The sequence below is a fragment of the Nguyenibacter sp. L1 genome, from assembly GCF_035199985.1.
GTDB classification, from domain to species: domain Bacteria; phylum Pseudomonadota; class Alphaproteobacteria; order Acetobacterales; family Acetobacteraceae; genus Gluconacetobacter; species Gluconacetobacter vanlangensis.
This window is the reverse complement of record NZ_CP127015.1, coordinates 44,661-63,067: the sequence shown is the minus strand read 5'-3', so window position 1 is coordinate 63,067 and position 18,407 is coordinate 44,661. Positions and strand designations below refer to the sequence as shown.

Annotated in this window: 18 protein-coding genes; 4 read left to right on the top strand and 14 right to left on the bottom strand. The window is 66.4% G+C overall.

Annotation, left to right across the window (positions count from 1 at the left end; all coding sequences use genetic code 11):
* The first annotated feature begins 60 nt into the window (after positions 1-60).
* Entirely contained in the window at positions 61-882 is an 822-nt protein-coding gene (locus QN315_RS00275; RefSeq protein ID WP_408904669.1) for a tRNA1(Val) (adenine(37)-N6)-methyltransferase, read from the top strand.
* Between the two features lie 182 nt (positions 883-1,064).
* Here the strand turns inward: QN315_RS00275 and QN315_RS00270 are convergent, their stop codons facing one another.
* From QN315_RS00270 to uvrC, 7 genes are all read right to left on the bottom strand, one after another.
* Positions 1,065-2,084: a ribonucleotide-diphosphate reductase subunit beta gene (locus QN315_RS00270; RefSeq protein ID WP_323991028.1), complete on the bottom strand. Its 1,020-nt coding sequence runs from the start codon at positions 2,082-2,084 to the stop codon at positions 1,065-1,067.
* A 73-nt stretch (positions 2,085-2,157) separates the two neighbouring features.
* Positions 2,158-4,107 carry a ribonucleoside-diphosphate reductase subunit alpha gene (locus QN315_RS00265; protein ID WP_323991027.1) on the bottom strand — a complete coding sequence of 650 codons (1,950 nt, stop codon included), beginning with the start codon at positions 4,105-4,107 and terminating at the stop codon, positions 2,158-2,160.
* Between the two features lie 469 nt (positions 4,108-4,576).
* A complete protein-coding gene (locus QN315_RS00260; RefSeq protein ID WP_323991026.1) occupies positions 4,577-5,044 on the bottom strand; it encodes a molybdenum cofactor biosynthesis protein MoaE in 468 nt (155 codons plus the stop codon).
* Between the two features lie 3 nt (positions 5,045-5,047).
* Positions 5,048-5,320, bottom strand: coding sequence for a MoaD/ThiS family protein (locus QN315_RS00255; RefSeq protein WP_323991025.1), 273 nt, complete (start codon positions 5,318-5,320; stop codon positions 5,048-5,050).
* 55 nt (positions 5,321-5,375) lie between these two features.
* The gene (locus tag QN315_RS00250; protein ID WP_323991024.1) at positions 5,376-5,690 is read right to left on the bottom strand and encodes a hypothetical protein; all 315 of its coding nucleotides are present in this window, start codon (positions 5,688-5,690) and stop codon (positions 5,376-5,378) included.
* A 52-nt stretch (positions 5,691-5,742) separates the two neighbouring features.
* Complete coding sequence (gene pgsA, locus QN315_RS00245) at positions 5,743-6,339, bottom strand: CDP-diacylglycerol--glycerol-3-phosphate 3-phosphatidyltransferase (protein WP_323993686.1); 597 nt, start codon at positions 6,337-6,339, stop codon at positions 5,743-5,745.
* 158 nt (positions 6,340-6,497) lie between these two features.
* Positions 6,498-8,378: an excinuclease ABC subunit UvrC gene (uvrC, locus tag QN315_RS00240; protein ID WP_323991023.1), complete on the bottom strand. Its 1,881-nt coding sequence runs from the start codon at positions 8,376-8,378 to the stop codon at positions 6,498-6,500.
* A gap of 390 nt (positions 8,379-8,768) precedes the next feature.
* Between uvrC and QN315_RS00235 the strand changes: the two genes are divergently transcribed.
* Positions 8,769-9,563 (top strand): exodeoxyribonuclease III, encoded by a 795-nt coding sequence (locus tag QN315_RS00235; protein WP_323993683.1) that lies wholly within the window; start codon positions 8,769-8,771, stop codon positions 9,561-9,563.
* Between the two features lie 83 nt (positions 9,564-9,646).
* Here QN315_RS00235 and QN315_RS00230 read toward each other — a convergent pair whose 3' ends face one another.
* Entirely contained in the window at positions 9,647-10,360 is a 714-nt protein-coding gene (locus QN315_RS00230; RefSeq protein ID WP_176639629.1) for a response regulator transcription factor, read from the bottom strand.
* Between the two features lie 315 nt (positions 10,361-10,675).
* Between QN315_RS00230 and QN315_RS00225 the strand changes: the two genes are divergently transcribed.
* Complete coding sequence (locus QN315_RS00225; RefSeq protein ID WP_323991022.1) at positions 10,676-11,203, top strand: L,D-transpeptidase family protein; 528 nt, start codon at positions 10,676-10,678, stop codon at positions 11,201-11,203.
* A gap of 17 nt (positions 11,204-11,220) precedes the next feature.
* Here QN315_RS00225 and QN315_RS00220 read toward each other — a convergent pair whose 3' ends face one another.
* The 3 genes from QN315_RS00220 to guaB form a co-directional block, all read right to left on the bottom strand.
* Complete coding sequence (locus tag QN315_RS00220) at positions 11,221-13,086, bottom strand: sodium:proton antiporter (RefSeq protein WP_323991021.1); 1,866 nt, start codon at positions 13,084-13,086, stop codon at positions 11,221-11,223.
* A 94-nt stretch (positions 13,087-13,180) separates the two neighbouring features.
* Positions 13,181-14,488 (bottom strand): RsmB/NOP family class I SAM-dependent RNA methyltransferase, encoded by a 1,308-nt coding sequence (locus QN315_RS00215; RefSeq protein WP_323991020.1) that lies wholly within the window; start codon positions 14,486-14,488, stop codon positions 13,181-13,183.
* 46 nt (positions 14,489-14,534) lie between these two features.
* Positions 14,535-16,037, bottom strand: a complete 1,503-nt coding sequence (gene guaB / locus QN315_RS00210; RefSeq protein ID WP_323991019.1) for an IMP dehydrogenase — start codon at positions 16,035-16,037, stop codon at positions 14,535-14,537.
* A gap of 132 nt (positions 16,038-16,169) precedes the next feature.
* On the opposite strand from guaB, the gene QN315_RS00205 reads away from it, so the two are divergent.
* Positions 16,170-16,766 (top strand): nucleoside 2-deoxyribosyltransferase, encoded by a 597-nt coding sequence (locus tag QN315_RS00205; RefSeq protein ID WP_323991018.1) that lies wholly within the window; start codon positions 16,170-16,172, stop codon positions 16,764-16,766.
* Positions 16,767-16,787: 21 nt separating this feature from the next.
* Here the strand turns inward: QN315_RS00205 and QN315_RS00200 are convergent, their stop codons facing one another.
* Genes QN315_RS00200 through mauA form a run of 3 tightly spaced genes read right to left on the bottom strand, consistent with a single transcriptional unit; the run spans position 16,788 to position 18,311 of the window.
* Positions 16,788-17,285 (bottom strand): cystathionine beta-lyase, encoded by a 498-nt coding sequence (locus QN315_RS00200; RefSeq protein ID WP_323991017.1) that lies wholly within the window; start codon positions 17,283-17,285, stop codon positions 16,788-16,790.
* Positions 17,263-17,718 (bottom strand): cytochrome c, encoded by a 456-nt coding sequence (locus QN315_RS00195; protein ID WP_323991016.1) that lies wholly within the window; start codon positions 17,716-17,718, stop codon positions 17,263-17,265. Before QN315_RS00195 ends, QN315_RS00200 begins: the two co-directional genes overlap by 23 nt.
* A complete protein-coding gene (mauA, locus tag QN315_RS00190) occupies positions 17,715-18,311 on the bottom strand; it encodes a methylamine dehydrogenase (amicyanin) small subunit (protein ID WP_408904560.1) in 597 nt (198 codons plus the stop codon). The genes QN315_RS00195 and mauA overlap by 4 nt, the downstream gene beginning before the upstream one ends.
* Positions 18,312-18,407: the final 96 nt, after the last annotated feature.

The window sequence follows — 18,407 nt, the reverse complement described above, 5'->3', positions numbered from 1 at the left end:
TAGGGTTGGTCTGCAGAACATATGAGCGGCGCGGGTATGACGGTCAAGCCGAAGGACGTAATGGCGGAAGCGGAACACGCGGCCGGGGTGGACGAGAACCTGCCGTCCGCGTCCCCCGATCCGGCGGCGATCGGCGCCGGATCCCTGCTGGGTGGCCGCATCCTCTATCGCCAGTATCGCGACGGCTATCGCACCGGGCTGGAGCCCGTGCTGATGGCGGCCGCCATTCCGGCCCGGCCTGGCGAGCGGGTGCTGGAGGGCGGATGCGGCGCGGGAGCCGGGTTGATGTGCCTGGCCCATCGCGTACCGGGCCTGTCCGGACTGGGGCTGGAACGCGATGCCCGGACGGCGCTGCTGGCGGAGGCGAATTTTGCGCAGAACGGCTTCGACCGTCTGCGGGTCGTCCAGGCCGCCCTGCCCGCCCTGCCCGGCCCGCCCGATTTTCCGCCCGATGGCGGCCGCTTCGACCACGCCTTCGCCAATCCGCCCTGGCATTGCGCCGATTCGACGCCGTCGCCCGACGCGCGGCGGGACCTGGCCCGGCGCGTGGAATCGCGGGACATGATCGCACTCTGGGTTCGCTGCCTGGGGCGGCAGGTGCGGCATCGCGGCACGCTGACGCTGGCGCTGCCGGCGGCGTTGCTGGATTGCGCGATCGCCGCGATGCGTGACAACGCGATCGGCAGCCTGTCGCTGTTCCCCTTCTGGCCCAAGACCGGGCGGCCGGCGCGAATCATGCTGGTACAGGGTCGAATCGGCGGCCGGGGACCGGCCGTCCTGCATCCGGGCCTGGTCCTGCATCGGGAAGACGGATGTTTTACGCCGCAGGCGCAGTCGGTCCTGCGCGACGGCGCCGCGCTGTGCGATCCGCCGGGCGGATGACGCGACGGCATGCCGTGCCGGGGGCGTACCTCTTGCGCGGTAAGGCGAGGGCGCTGCCCTCGACCCGCAAGGGGTCGCGGACCCCTTGACCCCTATTCTTTAATTCATTGATAAATCAACGGTTTTTTCTGAAGAGGCGCGTGCCGAAAAGGGGCCGTGGGACGGTCAGCCGGTCCCCGATATTACTGGAAGACGCTCTCTTCGAACGCTTCTTCCCACGAGCCGCTCGTCGAGGCACGGCTATATTCCGTGGCGCGATTTTCGAAGAAATTCGTGTGTTCGACGGCGTTCAGCATGTCGTCCAGCCAGGGCAGCGGATTGCCGGGGACGTCGTAGAGCGTATCCAGGCCCAACTGGTTCAGGCGCCGGTCGGCGATGAAGCGGATATAGGTCTTGACCTGGTCGGCATCCAGCCCTTCGACCGAACCCATTTCGAAGGACAGGTCGATGAATGCGTCCTCGTGCTCGACGATGTCGCGGCAGATCTGCCGGATGTCCTCGCGCAGTTTTTCAGTCCAGATTTCCGGGTTTTCCTGGATGAAGACGCGGAACAGCCGGGCCATCGACAGGCAGTGCAGGGTTTCGTCGCGCACCGACCACGAGACGATCTGCCCCATGCCCTTGAGCTTGTTGAAACGGGGGAAGTTCAGCAGGATCGCGAAGGACGCGAAAAGCTGCAGCCCCTCGGTGAAGGCGCCGAACGCGGCCAGGGTACGGGCGATCTCGTATTTGCTGTCGACCGAGAAGCTTTGCATATAGTCATATTTATCCTTCATTTCCTTATATTTAAGGAAAGCGGAATACTCGGCCTCGGGCATGCCGATGGTGTCGAGCAGATGACTGTAGGCGGCGATGTGAATCGTTTCGATATTCGAAAACGCGGACAGCATCATCAGCACTTCGGTCGGTTTGAAGACCCGGCTGTAATGCTTCATGTAGCAATTATTCACCTCGACGTCCGACTGCGTGAAGAAGCGAAAGATCTGGGTGACCAGGTGCCGTTCGCTTTCCGTCAGGGTGCGGTGCCAGTCCTTGACGTCGTCGGCGAGCGGCACCTCCTCGGGCAGCCAGTGGACGCGCTGCTGGGTCAGCCAGGCATCGTAGGCCCAAGGGTAGCGAAACGGCTTGTAGACCGGATTGGCCGTCAGCAGGTCGAAATGCGGCTCGCCCCCGGTTTCGGGTGCGTTCTGGGTCTCGGTCATGTGGTACTCTCCGCGATGCCGGCGGCCGGATCGGATGTCCGGCCGCATTGGATCCAACTGAGCTGGATCCGCCTTACTGGCAGGCCAGGCATTCCTCATAATTGGTCGTCGATGCCGGGGCGGCAACGGGGGGGGCGGGCTCGGGCTCGCCGGCCATGATGTCGCTCTTGCCCACCATGTTGCTGACTGCGTCGGCGCGCTGGATGGACAGCGAACGGCAGTAATAGAGCGACTTCACGCCCCTCTTCCAGGCCATGTAATGGATCTGGTGCAGGTCGCGCTTATGCACGTTGGCCGGCAGGAACAGGTTGATCGACTGGGCCTGGCAGATATACGGCGCGCGGTCGGCGGCGTGTTCGATCACCCAGCGCTGATCCAGTTCGAACGCGGTCTTGAACACGTCCTTTTCCTGCTGCGTCAGGAAGTCCAGATGCTGGACGCTGCCCTTGTTCAGGGTGATCGAGGACCAGACATCGTCGGTGTTCCGGCCCTTGTCGATCAGCAGCTTGAGCAGGTGCCGGTTGCGCACGGTAAATGAGCCGGACAGCGTCTTCTGCAGGAAGACGTTGGCGGCGATCGGTTCGATGCCGGGGCTGGAATTGCCGGCGATGATCGAAATCGACGCGGTCGGCGCGATGGCCAGCTTGTTGGAGAAACGCTCCATCATGCCGTATTCGGCCGCGTCGGGGCACGGGCCGCGCAGTTCGGCCAGCTTGCGCGAGGCGGCGTCGGCCTGCTGACGGATATGCTTGAAGATCCGCTTGTTCCAGACCTTGGCGACCACGCTTTCGAACGGGACGTCATTGGCCTGCAGGAAGGAATGGAAGCCCATGACCCCCAGGCCGACCGAACGCTCGCGCGCGGCGGCGTATTTCGCGCGCTCCATGTCGTCGGGCGCGCGGTCGATGAAGTCCTGCAGCACATTGTCGAGGAACAGCATCACGTCCTCGATGAAGCGCGGGTCGTCCTTCCACTCCTCCCAGGTTTCCAGGTTGAGCGAGGACAGGCAGCAGACCGCCGTCCGCTCCTTGCCATGGTGATCCATGCCCGTGGGCAGTGTGATCTCGGCACACAGATTGGAGGTCTTGACCTCGAGCCCCGCGAGCTTGTGGTGCTCGGGCCGCGCGTTGTTCACGTGGTCGGAATAAATGATGTAGGGCTCGCCCTGCTCCATCCGCGCGGTCAGGATGCGGATCCACAGCGAACGGGCCGAAATCTTGCGGATATGCGCGCCGTCCTTGGGCGACAGCAGCGCCCATTCCGCGTCCTCGGCCACCGCGCGCATAAACGCGTCGGACACCAGCACGCCGTGATGCAGGTTCAGCGCCTTGCGGTTCGGGTCGCCGCCGGTGGGGCGGCGGATTTCGATGAATTCCTCGATTTCCGGATGCCAGACCGGCAAGTAGACGGCGGCCGAGCCACGGCGCAGCGAGCCCTGGCTGATGGCCAGGGTCAGGCTGTCCATCACGCGGATGAAGGGAATGACGCCCGACGTCTTGCCGTTGCGGCCGACATTCTCGCCGATCGAGCGCAGATTGCCCCAGTAGGAGCCGATGCCGCCCCCCTTGGAGGCCAGCCAGACATTTTCGTTCCACAGGTCGACGATGCCGCGCAGGCTGTCGTTCGCCTCGTTCAGGAAGCAGGAGATCGGCAGGCCGCGCGTCGTGCCGCCATTGGACAGGACGGGCGTGGCCGGCATGAACCAGTGGCGCGAGATATAGTCGTACAGCCGCTGGGCGTGGCCGGCATCGGCGCCGTAATAGGATGCGACGCGGCCGAACAGGTCCTGGTAGCTTTCGCCTTCGAGCAGATAGCGATTATCGAGCGTCGCCTTGCCGAAGGGCGTGAGCAATGCGTCGCGCGCGCGATTCACCCGCACCGGGTGATGGCCGGGGAGCTGCACCACATCATCGAACATGTCCTGGTTCATGTCCCGAGCCTGGGCTCCGTCGCGATCCTGAAACAGGTCGCGCTCTTCGGCGGGACGATCAGATACAGTTCCGGATACGTCGTCCAGGCTCATGCATCATCTCCGTGGAAATCGCCGGGAGCGGGCTACGCCACCTCGTCCCTTGTTTTGATTATGCCCCTATATATCGCGTGCGGGCAACTGATGGCACACTAGATATATGAAGATCCTTAAACGGCAAGAGCGTGCCGGGACGACGGGAACAGGACTTTCCTCGGCTTTTGCAAAATCAAGAGGGAATCTTTTTTACCGGCCGCTTTCCCGCCGCCGTTCGCCCGCCGCGATCCGCGGCTGCGACTCGGGGCCGCCGCCGGGTTTCAGTCCGGAGCCATATCCGTTCACGCCGGTCCACGGATATGGCCCTAGTGTCCCGATTCCGAAATTCGCAAGCGAATTTCGGAATCGAAAAGACACTAGAATCAATATTTTAGTGGCCTGCTGATCCGAGAAATTCTCGGATCAGCAGGCCACTAGCTCATTGTTTTATCGAGCATCTTTATCCGACCGAATGAATCCATCGGAATCAGGACATCAGGCCGGTTTCCGCCCAGCGCGCGGTCGCTTGGTCGTCCGAACAGCGGGCTTCGACCCAGTTCGTGCGCCCATCGGCATAATCCTGCCGTTTCCAGAAGGGCGCGCGGGTCTTCAGCCAGTCGATGACGAATGCCGTGCCGTCCAGCGCCGCCGCGCGGTGAGGCGCGGCGCACAGGACCAGCACGATCGGCGCGCCGACCGGCAGGCGCCCGACGCGATGGATGACCGTGCAGGCCAGCAGACCGAATCGGACGCCGGCCTGCCGGACGATTCGGATCATCATGGATTCGGTCATGCCGGGATAATGTTCCAGCGTCAGGGCCTGCAGCCCGTCCTCGGCCCGCACCAGCCCGAGGAAGGCGCCGATCCCCCCGATATCGTGGCCGGCCTGCGCCAGATGCGCGACCTCGGCATCCAGCGAGAACGATTCGGGCTGGACCCGCACGTCGATCCGCATCGCCTAGCCCCCCGTCACCGGCGGGAAGAAGGCCAGTTCGTCGCCCGGCCGGACCGGGTCGTCCGGACCGGCGAATTCCTGGTTCACCGCACAGCGGATCGCGCCCACCCCGGACGGGACGGAAGCCGGGCCGAAGAGCGCGCCGAGAGCCGCGTCACGCTGCCCGAGCGCCTGCATCACGTCGCGCACCGAGCAGCCCTGTGCGGGAATCGCGAGCGAATCCGTCGACCGGCCCAGCCGGTCGCGCAGCCATGCGAAATAGAGGATCGTCACCATGCCCACTCTCTTAGCGTCCTTGCCCGCAGGTTCCTATCTTGGCTCTATTTCGGCCCTATCTTGGAGCGACGGCGGGTTCCGGAGCGGCGGGCGTGCCCTTCACCGTCCGTGTCGTGCCGTCCGGCGCGATGACCGTGCTGGTGCCGTCGCCGTTGGGAATGACGAGGCCGGAATCGGATGGCGGGGGATAATCCGCGGGCGCGGACTCCCCCTGCCCGGAGTCGGACAGGGGGACGCCTCCGCGGATTTCGGCCTGCTCGCCGGCGCTGATCGTCGCCCCTTCGGGCATTTCACGGCCGGAGGCGATGGCGGCGGTCCCCGGCGAAGGCGGCCCGGCGGCTTCCGCCGGCACGACCGGCGCGCCCGGCATGAGAGCCAGGGCGATGAGAGGCCATGGCCAGCCGGGCCGTGACGCGCGGGGGTCAGGACGCGATCTTGGACGCGCCATCGGTGCGGCCGACATGGCGCAGCCCGGCCAGCAGATAGTCCCATCCGGTGATCACCGTCAGCCCCGCGGCGATCCAGAGCAGGGCAGCGCCGACCAGGCCGACCCGCAGCCATTGCAGATGCAGCAGCGCCCCGGTGCTGTCGCCCGCCAGCAGGAAGCCGATCGCGGTCATCTGGATGCCGGTCTTCCATTTCGCCAGGCGGGTCACCGGCAGGCTGATCCGGGTGGAGGCGAGGTATTCGCGCAGGCCGCTGATCAGGATTTCGCGCGCCAGGATGACGATGGCGGGATAGAGCGCGGCATAGGCCAGCCGGCCGGTCCCGGCCAGGACCATCAGCGACGCCCCCACCAGCAGCTTGTCGGCGATGGGGTCCATCATGCGGCCCAGGTCGGAATATTGATGCCGGGCCCGGGCCAGCTTGCCGTCCAGATAGTCGGTGAAGGCGGCGGCGATGAAGAGCAGGCACGCCGCGCTATCCGTCAGCGGCCGTCCCATCGCCACCAGGGCCACCAGGACGGGAATCGCCACGATCCGCGACAGGGTCAGGACGTTGGGCAGGTCAGTCAGCATCACCGAAGGACAGTACAGCAAGACGGGTGGAACAGGAACGGTCCATCACGACGGTCTGATGACGAATCCGCTCAATGCCGGCCGGGCATGCCGTCCCTGTCTTGCCCGTCCCTGTCTTGCCCACCCCTGTCTTGCCCACCCCTGTCTTGCCCCGTCCCTCAATCGCCGGTCCAGCCGGGATGGAAATGGCCGTAGACCACCCGGGCGGTCTCGCGATTGATTCCGGGCGTGGCTTCCAGTTCGGCCAGACCGGCCTGGCGGACGCCGCGTGCCGAGCCGAACTGGTTCAGCAAGGCGCGTTTGCGCGCCGCACCGACGCCGGGAATATCGTCCAGTTCCGACCGGACCAGGGCCTTGGAGCGGCCGGCGCGATGGGTCGTGATCGCGAAACGGTGGGCCTCGTCACGCAGGCGCTGCAGATAGTACAGCACCGGGTCGCGCGGCGGCAGTTGGAAGGGCGGCCGGTCGGCCATATGGAACCATTCGCGCCCGGCGTCGCGGTCCGGCCCCTTGGCGATGGCCACCAGGGTCACGTCGTTCACGCCCAGATCGTCCAGCACGGCGCGGACCGCCGAATACTGGCCCGCGCCGCCGTCGATCAGCACGATGTCCGGCCAGTCGGCGGCATTCTGCCCTTCCTGCCGTTCGCGCAGCGCGCGGCTGAAGCGCCGTTCCAAGACCTGGCGCATCATTGCGAAATCGTCGCCCGGCGTTACCGGCCCACGGATGGAGAATTTGCGGTAGCTGCGCCTGTCGAAGCCTTCGGGCCCCGCGACCACCATCACACCATAGGCATTCGCCCCCATGATATGGCTGTTGTCGTAGATTTCGATCCGCTTCGGCGCGCCGTCGAGGCCGAACAGGTCGGCCATGCCGTCCAGCAGCCGCGCCTGCGCGGTGCTTTCGGCCAGGCGGCGTTCCAGGGCCTCGCGCGCGTTGGTTTCGGCGTGATCGACCACGGCGCGCTTCTCGCCGCGCTGGGGGGTGAGGATTTCGACCTTTCGGCCGCGCTTGATCGCCAGCGCGTCGGCCATCAGCGCGTGCTCGGCGATGGGGCCGTTCAGCAGGATCTGCGCCGGCGGCGGCTTGTCGTCATAGAATTGCGCCAGGAAGGCGCCGAGGATGTCGGCGGGGGTTTCGTCGCGCGCATGGGCGGGGAAGAAGGCTCGGTTGCCGTTGTTGCGGCCGCCGCGGACGAAGAAGACCTGGATGCAGGAATGGCCCGCCGCCTGGGCGATCGCCACGATATCGGCCTCGTCCAGCGAGGCGGGGTTGATCACCGAGGAATCCTGCATCGCGGCGAAACCGCGGATGCGGTCGCGAATGGTCGCCGCGCGTTCGAATTCCAAAGACGCGGCCGCTTGCTCCATCTCGTGCACCAGCTCCTCGTGGATGCCGGTGCGCTGGCCGGACAGGAAGGCGCGTGCCTGTTCGACCAGGTGGGCGTAATCCGCCTGGTCGATCCGGCCGACGCAGGGCGCCGAGCAGCGCTTGATCTGGTACAGCAGGCAGGGGCGCGTGCGCGCCGTGAAGACCGCATCGGAACATGAGCGCAGCAGGAAAACCCGCTGAATCAGGTTCAGCGTCTGGTTGACCGCCCAGGCCGAGGCGAACGGCCCCCAGTAGGATGCGCCCCGGGCGGGCTTGCCGCGATGTTTCGTCACCTGGGGAAAGGCGTCGCCGTCGGTGAGCATGATCCAGGGATAGGATTTGTCGTCGCGCAGCAGGATGTTGAAGCGCGGCTTCATGCGCTTGATGTAGTTGGCCTCGAGCAGCAGGGCTTCGGCCTCGGTATGCGTGGTCACGATTTCCATCGTGACCGTTTCGGACACCATGCGGCGCAGCCGTTCGGGCAGCTTGCCGACATGGGTGTAGGAGACCACGCGGCGTTTGAGCATCCGGGCCTTGCCGACGTACAGTACCTCGCCCTTCTCGCCGATCATCCGGTAGACGCCGGGCGAAAGCGGCATGGTCAGCAGCGCCTTCTGAATGGCCGCGACCCCCTTGACGGCCAGCGGCGCCATATTGTCGCCGTCCATCAGACAAGCCGTCCATTCATCCACCGATTATGTGGATAAGTCTGTGGAGCAGGCGCTGACAGAATCGTGGCGACAGCGGTTTTCCTGTGTCCGGCTTGGATTGCATAAAAAAGAAGCAAATCATTTAATCCGTTGATTTTACGCTAAATTATAGGCTGGGATCGACTACGGATATGTGAAAATCGAGCAATCTCTTGGAAAATAAAGAAGTCAATCCCCGAGGTGGACAAAATCCACCGACTCCTGTTCTTCCCGCCGACGCGACTCGATCCCGTTTTGTTCGTCATTCCACTGCCGTTCTGTTTCCCTTATCCCACGGAATTTTCGCCATTCCATCCTGCGCGCCGATTCGGCCTTGCCAGAGGGCACATGATGGGCAATGGCACGGATATGCGTATCGTGACCTGGAATATCAATTCGCTTCGCCTGCGCCTGAAGCTGCTGGAGCGGCTGGGCGAGGAACTGCGCCCCGATATCGTGTGCCTGCAGGAAACCAAGGTTCCGGACGAATTGTTCCCGGACGAAGCGGTGCGCGCGCTGGGTTATGTCCATATCCAGCACCGCGGCATGAAATCCTATAATGGCGTGGCGATCCTGTCGCGCGTGCCGCTGACGCCGCTGGATGGCACGCCCGACTGGTGCGCGCGCAGCGATTGCCGGCATATCGCGGCGTCCTTCGCGCTGGGCGGGGCGTCGGTCGAGCTGCATAATTTCTATGTGCCGGCCGGCGGCGACGTGCCGGACCCCGAGGCGAATCCGAAATTCGCGCACAAGCTGGCCTTCGTCGACGAGGCGACCTCGTGGTTCACCGGCCGGCCCAGCCGGCGGACGATCCTGGTCGGTGACCTGAATATCGCGCCGCTGGAACAGGATGTGTGGAGCCACAGGCAATTGCTGGACGTGGTCAGCCATACCCCGCCGGAGACCACCCGCCTGCAGGCCTGGCTGGCCTGTGGCTTCGTCGATGCGATGCGGCATTTCGTGCCGCCCGACGAGAAGCTCTATACGTGGTGGTCCTATCGCAACCGCGACTGGAAGGCGTCGAATCGCGGGCGGCGGCTGGACCATGTGTGGGTGACGCCCGACCTGGCGGCGTCGCTGCAGAACATGACCGTACTGCGCGATGCGCGGGATTGGCCCACCACATCGGACCATGTGCCCGTCGCCATGGATTTTTCGGCCTAGCGGCCGGCAGCAGCCATCCTGGGCATCTGGTAACCCGGGGCGTCTATCGGCGGCCTGCCTGACGGCCGGCCGCCTTGTCCACGTCAGCCGCGCAGGCCGCCTTCGGGATCCAGGCGGTAGCCACCGCCCTCGGTCACCAGCAGCGACGCGTTAGTGGGATCGGGTTCGATCTTCTGCCGCAGCCGGTAGATATGGGTTTCCAGCGTGTGGGTGGTCACCGCGGCGTTATAGCCCCAGACCTCGTTCAGCAGCACCTGGCGCGGCACCGGGCGTGTGCCGGCGCGGTAGAGGAATTTCAGGATCGCCGCCTCTTTCTCGGTCAGGCGGATGCGGCGGTTGCGCGTCGGCTCCTGCAGCAGCTTGGCCGAAGGGCGGAAGACATAGGGCCCGATCGAGAAGACGGCGTCCTCGCTGTTCTCGAAGATGCGCATCTGCGCCCGCAGGCGGGCCAGCAGTTCGGCGATGCGGAAGGGCTTGGCGACGTAGTCGTTCGCACCTGCATCGAGGCCGCGTACCACGTCCGTCTCGTCATCCGAGCCGGTCAGGATGATGATCGGGATCCGCTTGCCCTGGCGGCGCAGCTCGGCGCAGAAATCGCGGCCGTCCCCGTCCGGCAGGGTGACGTCCAGGATGATGGCGTCGAAGCGCGCGCCCGGCGCGTTCAATTTGTCCCACGCGTCGGCGACCGATTCGGCCTCGATCGCCTGGAACTCACCTTCCAACTGCAATTGTTCGACGAGCATATGACGCAATGTCTGATCGTCATCCACTATCAATATGGGACGCGCACCTGCCATCGAACCCTCTTTTATTTTTGGCCTTTCCCCTTCCAGTGGGGGGATAGCGCCTTATAGCCTATATCGTTCCCAATTCGGAATCGGCACCCGCCGAACCACGCCGTCCCGGGCCCGCATTCGCGACCATACAGACGCACGGACGCCGATCAGTCTAGTGTCCAGCCTTCGAAATTCGTAGGCGAATTTCGGAGATCAGCAGGCCACTAAGATATTATTTTATCTGGTGTCCACTATGAATCTGACATCCAGCGGATCTCGGATCCGGGACACTAGGCCCGATTCTTGTAAAAAAGCGACCCGCCAGGAGAGACCTCGATGATACGCGCAGTTCTGGAAACGCATACGGGGGCGGATGCACGCCTGCGTTGCAGGGGCGAGCTGGTCCCGGCCGCGATCGGTGCCGGAGGGATCCGAATTCTCAAGCAGGAAGGCGATCTTGCGACGCCGAGCGGTGTTTTGCCGCTGCGCCGCGTGCTGTACCGCGCCGATCGTGTGGCACCGCCGGCCTGCGCCCTGCCGGTGGAACCGCTGGCGCCGCATGACGGCTGGTGCGACGATCCGACCCATCCGGATTATAACCGGCCGGTCACCCTGCCCCACCCCGCGCGGCATGAGCGGATGTGGCGCGACGATGACGTTTACAATATCGTGATCGTGCTGGGTTACAACGATTCGCCGCCGGTACGGGGTCGGGGCTCGGCCATTTTCCTGCATCTGCAGGCGCCGGACGGGCGCCCGACCGAAGGCTGCATCGCCCTGCGCGAATCGGACCTGCGGCGCCTGCTGGCCGCCGGGCTGACCGAGATCGCGGTGCCCGAGATCGACCTGCCGATCGGAACCTGACCGGCCCGGGGGTGTTTTCAGGACGATTCGGCGGGCGCGGGCGATTCCATGGCGATGATCATGTCGCCAGGCGTGGGAGCGGCCGGGATCTCGTCCTCGACCGAGCGGATCAGGATGGCGGTGCCCTTGCGCACCGTCATGATCGTCAGGCGGTTGCCGTCACCGGGAGTCGCGGCCCTGGTGGCCGCCGAGGACGAGGACGGGGACGAAGCCGAGGACGGCGATATCCCGGGCGCCGGTGCGGTGGCGGGGGTGGCACGGAAGCGCCAGCCCCGTTCGTACAGCGTGTCGAACAGGGTGAAGTTCCAGGTCGGCTCGCCCAGCACCTTGCCGCGCGAATCGCGGCTGAGCCCGCGATACTGGTCCAGGCGCGCAACGCCGGGGCTGACCTGAAAGACCCGCTGGCGTCCGAAATCCGGAGCCAGGCGGGCGCAGACCAGGCCGTTATAGATCGCGTCGGGCGTCGCCGCGATCAGATAGTCGGCGGGGCGTTCCTCGAGCATCTCGATCCCTTCTTCCGACAGCAATTCGGCCCTCAGGGTCGGGATGCCGGCGCGCATGGCGGGAGACAGCGCGCCGGCATAGGTGTCGATCAGCAGGACCGGCACCCCCAGCCGGTGCAGGACCCCGGCGAGGTCGGTGGACCAGCTATTGGCTCCGACGATGGCCAGCGTGGGTTCGTCCGACAGGGTCAGGCGCAGGGTGCGGGCCAGGGGACGCAGCGAGAAACCGTGCAGGATCATGGTGGTGGCAATGACCGCGAACACGGCCGGTGTCACGAGGTCGGCGCTGGGATAGCCGGCCTCCTGCAATTGCAGGCCGGCCACGCCGGCGACGGCGGCGGCCACGATGCCGCGCGGCGCGATCCAGCCGACGAACAGGCGCTCCTGCCAGGACAGGTTGGAGCGCATGGTCGACAGCAGGATGCCCACCGGCCGCACCACGAACAGCACCGTCAGCGTCATGGCCAGGATCGGCAGCGAGAGCCGTTCCAGTACATCGCGATGTAGGTCGGCCGTCAGCAGGACGAACAGGCAGGACACGACCAGCACGCCCAGCGATTCCTTGATCCTGCGCAATTCCGACATGCCCGTAACGCGCATATTGGTCAGCGCAATGCCGAACACCGTCGCCGCCATCAGGCCCGCCCCCTCCATGATGAAGTTGCAGATCGCGAAGACGCTCATCGCCAGGGTCAGGATGATGGGGATGCGCAGGATTTCAGGAATCAGGTCCCGCACCGTCAGGAAGCGGACCAGCACGGCCGGAAACACGCCGCAGCCCAGCGCCATCATGGTGGAAAACAGCAGGTGCGGCACGATTTCGACCATGAACATGCCCGAATGCCGGTTGCCCTGAATGACAAGGAATTCCAGCACCAGGGTGGCCAGGATCGCGCCCACCGGGTCGTTCAGGATGGCTTCCCAGCGCAGGAAGGCCGCGACGCGCGGCCGCAATTTGGCGTGGCGCAGCAACGGCAGCACCACCGTCGGGCCGGTCACCACGATGATCGCGCCGAACAGCCAGGACGCGCCCCAATGCAGGTGTCCGACGAAATGCGCCGCCAGGGCGCCGAGGACCCAGTTGATGGGCAGGGCCACCACCGTCAGGCGCAGTACCCCCTCGCCCGCCGCGCGCCATTGCCGGAAATCCAGCGCCAAACCGCCCTCGAAGACGATGAAGGCCACGGCGAGCGAGACCATGGGGTGGAAATAGCGGCCGATCGCCGCCGAGGGATGCAGCAGCCGGGTGCCCGGGCCGTAGAGCAGGCCCAGCGCGAACAACAGCACGATGGCCGGCAAGCGGAAGCGCCAGGCGATCCACTGGGCGCCGATGCCGCCGCCCAGTACGCACAAGATGCCGATGGCCAGGTTGTCCTGCATGCCCGCTTCCCGGATTTTGGGCCCGACAAGGCGGGCACGCATCAGATGATGATTGGAGAAATCCGGTCTTCCGACCAGAAAAAAAGCCGCCTTGTCAGGCGGTCCGTTCCAGGATCGCCGCGAAGAACCCGTCCGTGCCATGCCGCAGGGGAGACAGCGCGATCATCCCGTCCCGGGCGAGGCCGGGGGGCAGGCCGCAGTCGGGGGTGGAATCGGCGCGGCGGAAATGCGGCGTGGCGCGCAGGAAGGCGTCGATCCGGTCCTGATTCTCCTCGGGCAGGATCGAACAGGTGGCGTAGACCAGCCGGCCGCCCGGGCGAACCAGACTGGCCGCAACGGCCAGGATTTCGGCCTGTTTCCGCGTCAGTTCGGCCACGTCCTGCTCGGTCAGGCGCAGGCGGGCATCGGGGTTGCGCCGCCAGGTGCCCGTGCCGGTGCAAGGGGCGTCGACCAGCACCCGGTCGAAGCTGCCGGCGCGGCGGCGGGCCCAGCGATCACCGGGGATCAGCAAATGCCGTTCGGCATTATGCACGCCGGCGCGGCGCAGGCGGCGTACCGCGCCCTCCAGCCTGGCTTCGGAGACGTCGCAGGCGACGATGTGGCCGCGATTCTGCATGGTCATCGCCATGCCCAGCGTCTTGCCGGCGGCGCCGGCGCAGTAATCCAGCACCCGCATGCCGGGACGCGCGTCGGCGGCGGCGACCACGATCTGGCTGCCCTCGTCCTGGATTTCCACCAGACCGGCCTTGAATGCCGCGGTCGCGGTGACCGGTTGGCGGCCGGGCACCCGCAGGCCCCAGGGCGACAGATCGGTCTGCCGGGCCTCGATGCCGTCCGCCGCCAGCAGGCGCGCGGCCTCGGCGCGCGTGGTCTTCAGCAGGTTGACCCGCAGGTCCAGCGTGGCCTCGCCGGCCAGGGCGGCGATCTCGACCTCGACATCCGGGCCGAACGCGGCCTCGAGCCGGGGCAGCAGCCAGTCGGGCACTTCGAGAGCGACGGCACGGGGCATGTCGGGATGGGCCATGGCCTGACCGCGCAGGGCGGCCGCCAATGCGCGTTCGCCCGCCGTCAGCGGTGGCGGGGCGTAGCGATCGCCGGAGAACAGGTCCTGCACGGTTTCGCCCGGAGGCTGGATCTCCGAAGGCTGGGCCAGCGACAGCAGCGCGATGAGCCGCGCACGGGGCGTCGGGGCGGCGCCGCCGCGTTCGATCCACCAGGCGAGCCTGCGCCAATGGCGCAGCACGGCCCAGACCCGGGCGGAGATCGCCCGGCGGTCTCCGCCACCGATGTAGCGTCGTTCACGGAAGAAGGCATTGGCGACAGCGTCCGCCGGGCGGCGAGGCGTATCCTCGATCGCCGTCAGCAGATCGATGGCGGCGGCGAGCCGCGCGCTGGGAGTCATGGGCGTCCTGTCAGTCTGGGCGTCTCGATCGGGCGTGGGGCCGGGATCAGTCGCGGCGGTAGTTCGGTGCCTCACGCGTGATCGCCACGTCGTGGACATGGCTTTCGCGCAGGCCGGCGCCGGTGATGCGGCGGAAGCGCGCGCGGGTCTGCAGGTCGGCGACCGTCGCCGAGCCGGTATAGCCCATGCCCGCGCGCAGGCCGCCGACCAACTGATGGACGACGGCGTCCATGCCGCCCTTGTACGCGACGCGGCCCTCGATCCCTTCGGGGACCATCTTGTGGGTTTCCCTGATTTCCTGCTGAAAATACCGGTCGGCCGAGCCCCGGGCCATGGCCCCCAGGCTGCCCATGCCCCGATAGGATTTGTACGACCGCCCTTCGTAGAGGAAGACCTCTCCCGGCGCTTCCTCGGTGCCGGCCAGGAGCGAGCCGATCATGACCACGTCGGCCCCTGCCCCGATCGCCTTGACGATGTCACCCGAGGTCCGGATGCCGCCGTCGGCGATGCACGGCACGTCGCGTTCATGGCAGGCGGCCGAGGTTTCCAGGACGGCGGTGAATTGCGGCACGCCGACGCCGGCCACGACGCGGGTGGTGCAGATCGAACCCGGGCCGATGCCGATCTTGACGCAATCGGCCCCGGCTTCGATCAGGGCGACCGCGGCCTCGGGCGTGGCCACGTTGCCGGCGACCACCTGAATATTGTCATCCATCGCCTTGACCCGCGACACGGCGTCCATCACCCCGGCGGAATGGCCGTGGGCGGTATCGACGACGATGACATCCACCCCCGCATCGATCAGCGCGCGGGCCCGGTCGAGCCCGTCCTGGCCCACGCCGGTGGCGGCGGCACAGCGCAGGCGGCCCAGATCGTCCTTGTTGGCCAGCGGATGCAGGACTGCCTTTTCCATGTCCTTTACCGTGATCAGGCCGATGCAGCGGCCCTCGTCATCGACGACCAGCAGCTTTTCGATGCGGTGGCGGTGCAGCAATTGCCGCGCCTGGTCGCGCCCGACATCGGACCGGACGGTGACCAGGTTCTCCCGGGTCATCAGGTCCCGCACCTGCTGGTCAGGGTCGGTGGCGAAGCGGACGTCGCGGTTGGTCAGCATGCCGACCAGCTTCTTCGTCTCGCGCTCGATCACCGGAAGGCCGCTGATGCCGTGGCGGGACATGATGGCGTTGACGTCGGCCAGCGTCTGGTCGGGACAGACGGTGACCGGGTTGACGACCATGCCGGATTCGAAGCGCTTGACGCGCCGGACATGCTCGGCCTGCTCCTCGATGCCCAGATTCTTGTGGATCACGCCCATGCCGCCCTGCTGCGCCATGGCGATGGCCATCGAATCCTCGGTCACGGTGTCCATCGCGGCCGAGATCAGCGGAATGTTCAGGCCGATGCGGCGGGTCAGCCGGGTGCGGGTCGTGGTCTGGCCCGGCAGGACACTGGACTGCGCCGGAACGACCAGCACGTCGTCGAAGGCCAGGGCCTCGCGGATGCGGTCATCGACACGGGCGGAAAAAGCCGGATTATTGTGCGAAGACATCGTGCTGGAACCTCCTCGATTCATGTAGGGGTCCCAGAGCCGCGGGTACCCGACCGTTGGCGCTTCCACATAAGATGCGAATCGGACCGTGGCAAGAAAAAGACGCACGACCATGCCGGAGACGAATGAGGAATGAGCGGAAACACATATGTCTATCTGGCCGGGGACCTGGTCTTTCGCCCCGGCGCGATCGCGATCTTCGACCGGCTGCGGGCGCTGTGCAGGGCGGTGGGACTGGAAGGGCTGGCCCCCTTCGACGGTCAGGCGGGCATCGAGACCCTGCCGCCGGGGCTGGAGACCACGCTGAAGATCGTGGCGGCGGACCGCGCCCTGATGGATCGCTGCGCGGGCGGCATCTTCTGCGTCGATCCGTTTCGCCGCGCGGCAGACATGGACCCCGGCACGGCGGTCGAGATCGGCTATATGATGGCGCAGGGCAAGAAGCTGGCCGGCTATACGGTCGATGGCCGGCTCTATCCCGAGAAGGTCGCGTCCTATCGCCTGACGGCCTGGGGAGATGCGCTGCGCCAGCGGGTGACGCATGACGCGCCCGTGGAATCCGGCGCGATCGAGGATGCCGACGGCATCCTGGCCCATTCGGACGGCATGGTGCAGAACGGCATGATCGAGGGATTTATCCGCATGTCCGGCGGGTTCGTCGCCGTCCATGACGATTTTTACGAAGCGTTCCGCATCGCCGCCGAGGACCTGGCCCGCCGCCTTGGATAGGCGGCGGATCCGGTTTCAGTATCAATAAGGGTGCGCCGCGCCGCCGGTGCGGGCGGCGCAGGCGGTGACGGCGCGGCCCCAGACGCCGGCGCGCAGGCTGGGCAGGTCGGTCGTGCGCAGCGGGTTGCCGCGCAGGGCGCGGATTTCCTGTACGGTGAAGGGAGGCGTGCCGCGCGGGGTGCTGGAACCGCCCAGGTCGAACAGCACGAAATTCATGACCTGCGCCATCAGCGCGTCGTCGCGGATCAGCGACATCGAGACGCCTGGGACGCGCAGCAGATAGGCCCTGCCTTCCTGCGTGCAGGTCAGCGTGCCGATCCGGTCGCGCAAGGTGGGGATATAGGTCTGTCCGGACTGGCCTTCGATCCCGTGGCAGCCGCCGCATTTCATCAGATAGGTGCTGCGGGTCTGGTCCAGGGCCCGGGCCGGCTGGCCCGGTGGGAGAAGTCCGGCCAGCGCCAGCAGAGCCAGCACCGGCCGGACGGCAGCCGGGCGATTACGGAAGGGGATACGCCGCATTCAGCGTCTTCCGTGCCGCGGCGACAGCCGAGGAGGACATCGGCGCCGCGCGCGCCGCCGCCAGGTCCGCCGCCGTGAAGACGGGCGCGGGCTTGGTCGCGCCCAGCCCGGACAGGTAGGTCAGGATCGCCGCGACCTGGTCGTCCGGCAGGCTTTTGAAGCTGGGCATGAAGCCGACATAGGTCGCGCCGCCGGCCTCGATCATGCCGGACAGGCCGTTCATCAGCACCTGGGTCAGGTATTTCTTGCCGTCGGGCGTGGAGGCGATCTTGTCGATCCGGTTGGCCAGGGGCGGGAACTGCCCCGGCGCGCCGACGCCGCCGCCCTGGTGGCAGATGCCGCAATTGGCCCCATACAGCGCCTGCCCGTCCGGAGCGGCGAAGGCCGGCGTGGCGGCGGCGAGGGAGACGGCGAGGGCAAGGAGTTTTTTCATTCGGCAGTTCCTACGATGACGGCTGTCGAGCAGTTGTACAGAAGCGAACCGGTCCCGAAGCACCAGATGATGTCGTTGTTGGATTGCGGACGGTAGGTCGGCAGTTCACCGTCGGTGCTGAGGCAGTTCATTTCGTTGCAGGCATCCTGGCCGCAACAATCGCGATAGGCAATCAGGTAGGAGCGGCGGTCCTGCGGGTTGAAGCAGGTGCCGATCCACGAAGTGGGCGACGGGTGCGTGCCGGGCGGGCAGCTATGCACGCCGCCGCCGCAGGTGGTGCAGAGATTGCCGTCGATCGCGCAATAGCGCCAGTAATCGCACTTGCTGTCGTCCTTGGCCTGCGCCTTGGCCGCGAAAGGCGACGGCGCGCGCGGCAGGGTGCCGGCACGCGCCTCGTCGCGCGAGACGGGTAGCAGCGGGAAGGCCGGAATGGCCGCCGCCCAGCCCCCCAGGCGCGCCAGCGCGCTACGGCGCGAGGAGCGGCCGGCCAGGAAACGGGTCATGCGTTCGGTTACGCGGTCGAAGCCGGCGCGGCCGGCCCCCGCGTCCGCCCCCGTTTCTGCCCCCGTTTCCGCATTGTCAGGATTGGCCATCGAGGGTCTCCGTCACGCTGGCGATGTCAGGTTCTTGCCGGGCCGCCGGATATGGCGGGCCGGCCGGGCGGAAGCCGGGCGTCGTCATGTCGCGCC

Bases quoted from the DNA above. Each gene is read 5' to 3' on its own strand.
- QN315_RS00260 (WP_323991026.1), bottom strand. From the start codon at position 5,044: ATGCGGATCGACGTGCGGGTCCAGCCCGAATCGTTCTCGCTGGATGCC.
- QN315_RS00205 (WP_323991018.1), top strand. From the start codon at position 16,170: ATGAGCGGAAACACATATGTCTATCTGGCCGGGGACCTGGTCTTTCGC.
- QN315_RS00215 (WP_323991020.1), bottom strand. From the start codon at position 14,488: ATGACTCCCAGCGCGCGGCTCGCCGCCGCCATCGATCTGCTGACGGCG.
- pgsA (WP_323993686.1), bottom strand. From the start codon at position 6,339: ATGCTGACTGACCTGCCCAACGTCCTGACCCTGTCGCGGATCGTGGCG.
- QN315_RS00265 (WP_323991027.1), bottom strand. From the start codon at position 4,107: ATGAGCCTGGACGACGTATCCGGAACTGTATCTGATCGTCCCGCCGAA.
- QN315_RS00200 (WP_323991017.1), bottom strand. From the start codon at position 17,285: ATGCGGCGTATCCCCTTCCGTAATCGCCCGGCTGCCGTCCGGCCGGTG.
- QN315_RS00255 (WP_323991025.1), bottom strand. From the start codon at position 5,320: ATGGTGACGATCCTCTATTTCGCATGGCTGCGCGACCGGCTGGGCCGG.
- QN315_RS00225 (WP_323991022.1), top strand. From the start codon at position 10,676: ATGATACGCGCAGTTCTGGAAACGCATACGGGGGCGGATGCACGCCTG.
- mauA (WP_408904560.1), bottom strand. From the start codon at position 18,311: ATGGCCAATCCTGACAATGCGGAAACGGGGGCAGAAACGGGGGCGGAC.
- QN315_RS00195 (WP_323991016.1), bottom strand. From the start codon at position 17,718: ATGAAAAAACTCCTTGCCCTCGCCGTCTCCCTCGCCGCCGCCACGCCG.
- QN315_RS00270 (WP_323991028.1), bottom strand. From the start codon at position 2,084: ATGACCGAGACCCAGAACGCACCCGAAACCGGGGGCGAGCCGCATTTC.
- QN315_RS00275 (WP_408904669.1), top strand. From the start codon at position 61: ATGGCGGAAGCGGAACACGCGGCCGGGGTGGACGAGAACCTGCCGTCC.
- QN315_RS00220 (WP_323991021.1), bottom strand. From the start codon at position 13,086: ATGCAGGACAACCTGGCCATCGGCATCTTGTGCGTACTGGGCGGCGGC.
- uvrC (WP_323991023.1), bottom strand. From the start codon at position 8,378: ATGGACGGCGACAATATGGCGCCGCTGGCCGTCAAGGGGGTCGCGGCC.
- QN315_RS00250 (WP_323991024.1), bottom strand. From the start codon at position 5,690: ATGCCGGGCGCGCCGGTCGTGCCGGCGGAAGCCGCCGGGCCGCCTTCG.
- QN315_RS00230 (WP_176639629.1), bottom strand. From the start codon at position 10,360: ATGGCAGGTGCGCGTCCCATATTGATAGTGGATGACGATCAGACATTG.
- guaB (WP_323991019.1), bottom strand. From the start codon at position 16,037: ATGTCTTCGCACAATAATCCGGCTTTTTCCGCCCGTGTCGATGACCGC.
- QN315_RS00235 (WP_323993683.1), top strand. From the start codon at position 8,769: ATGCGTATCGTGACCTGGAATATCAATTCGCTTCGCCTGCGCCTGAAG.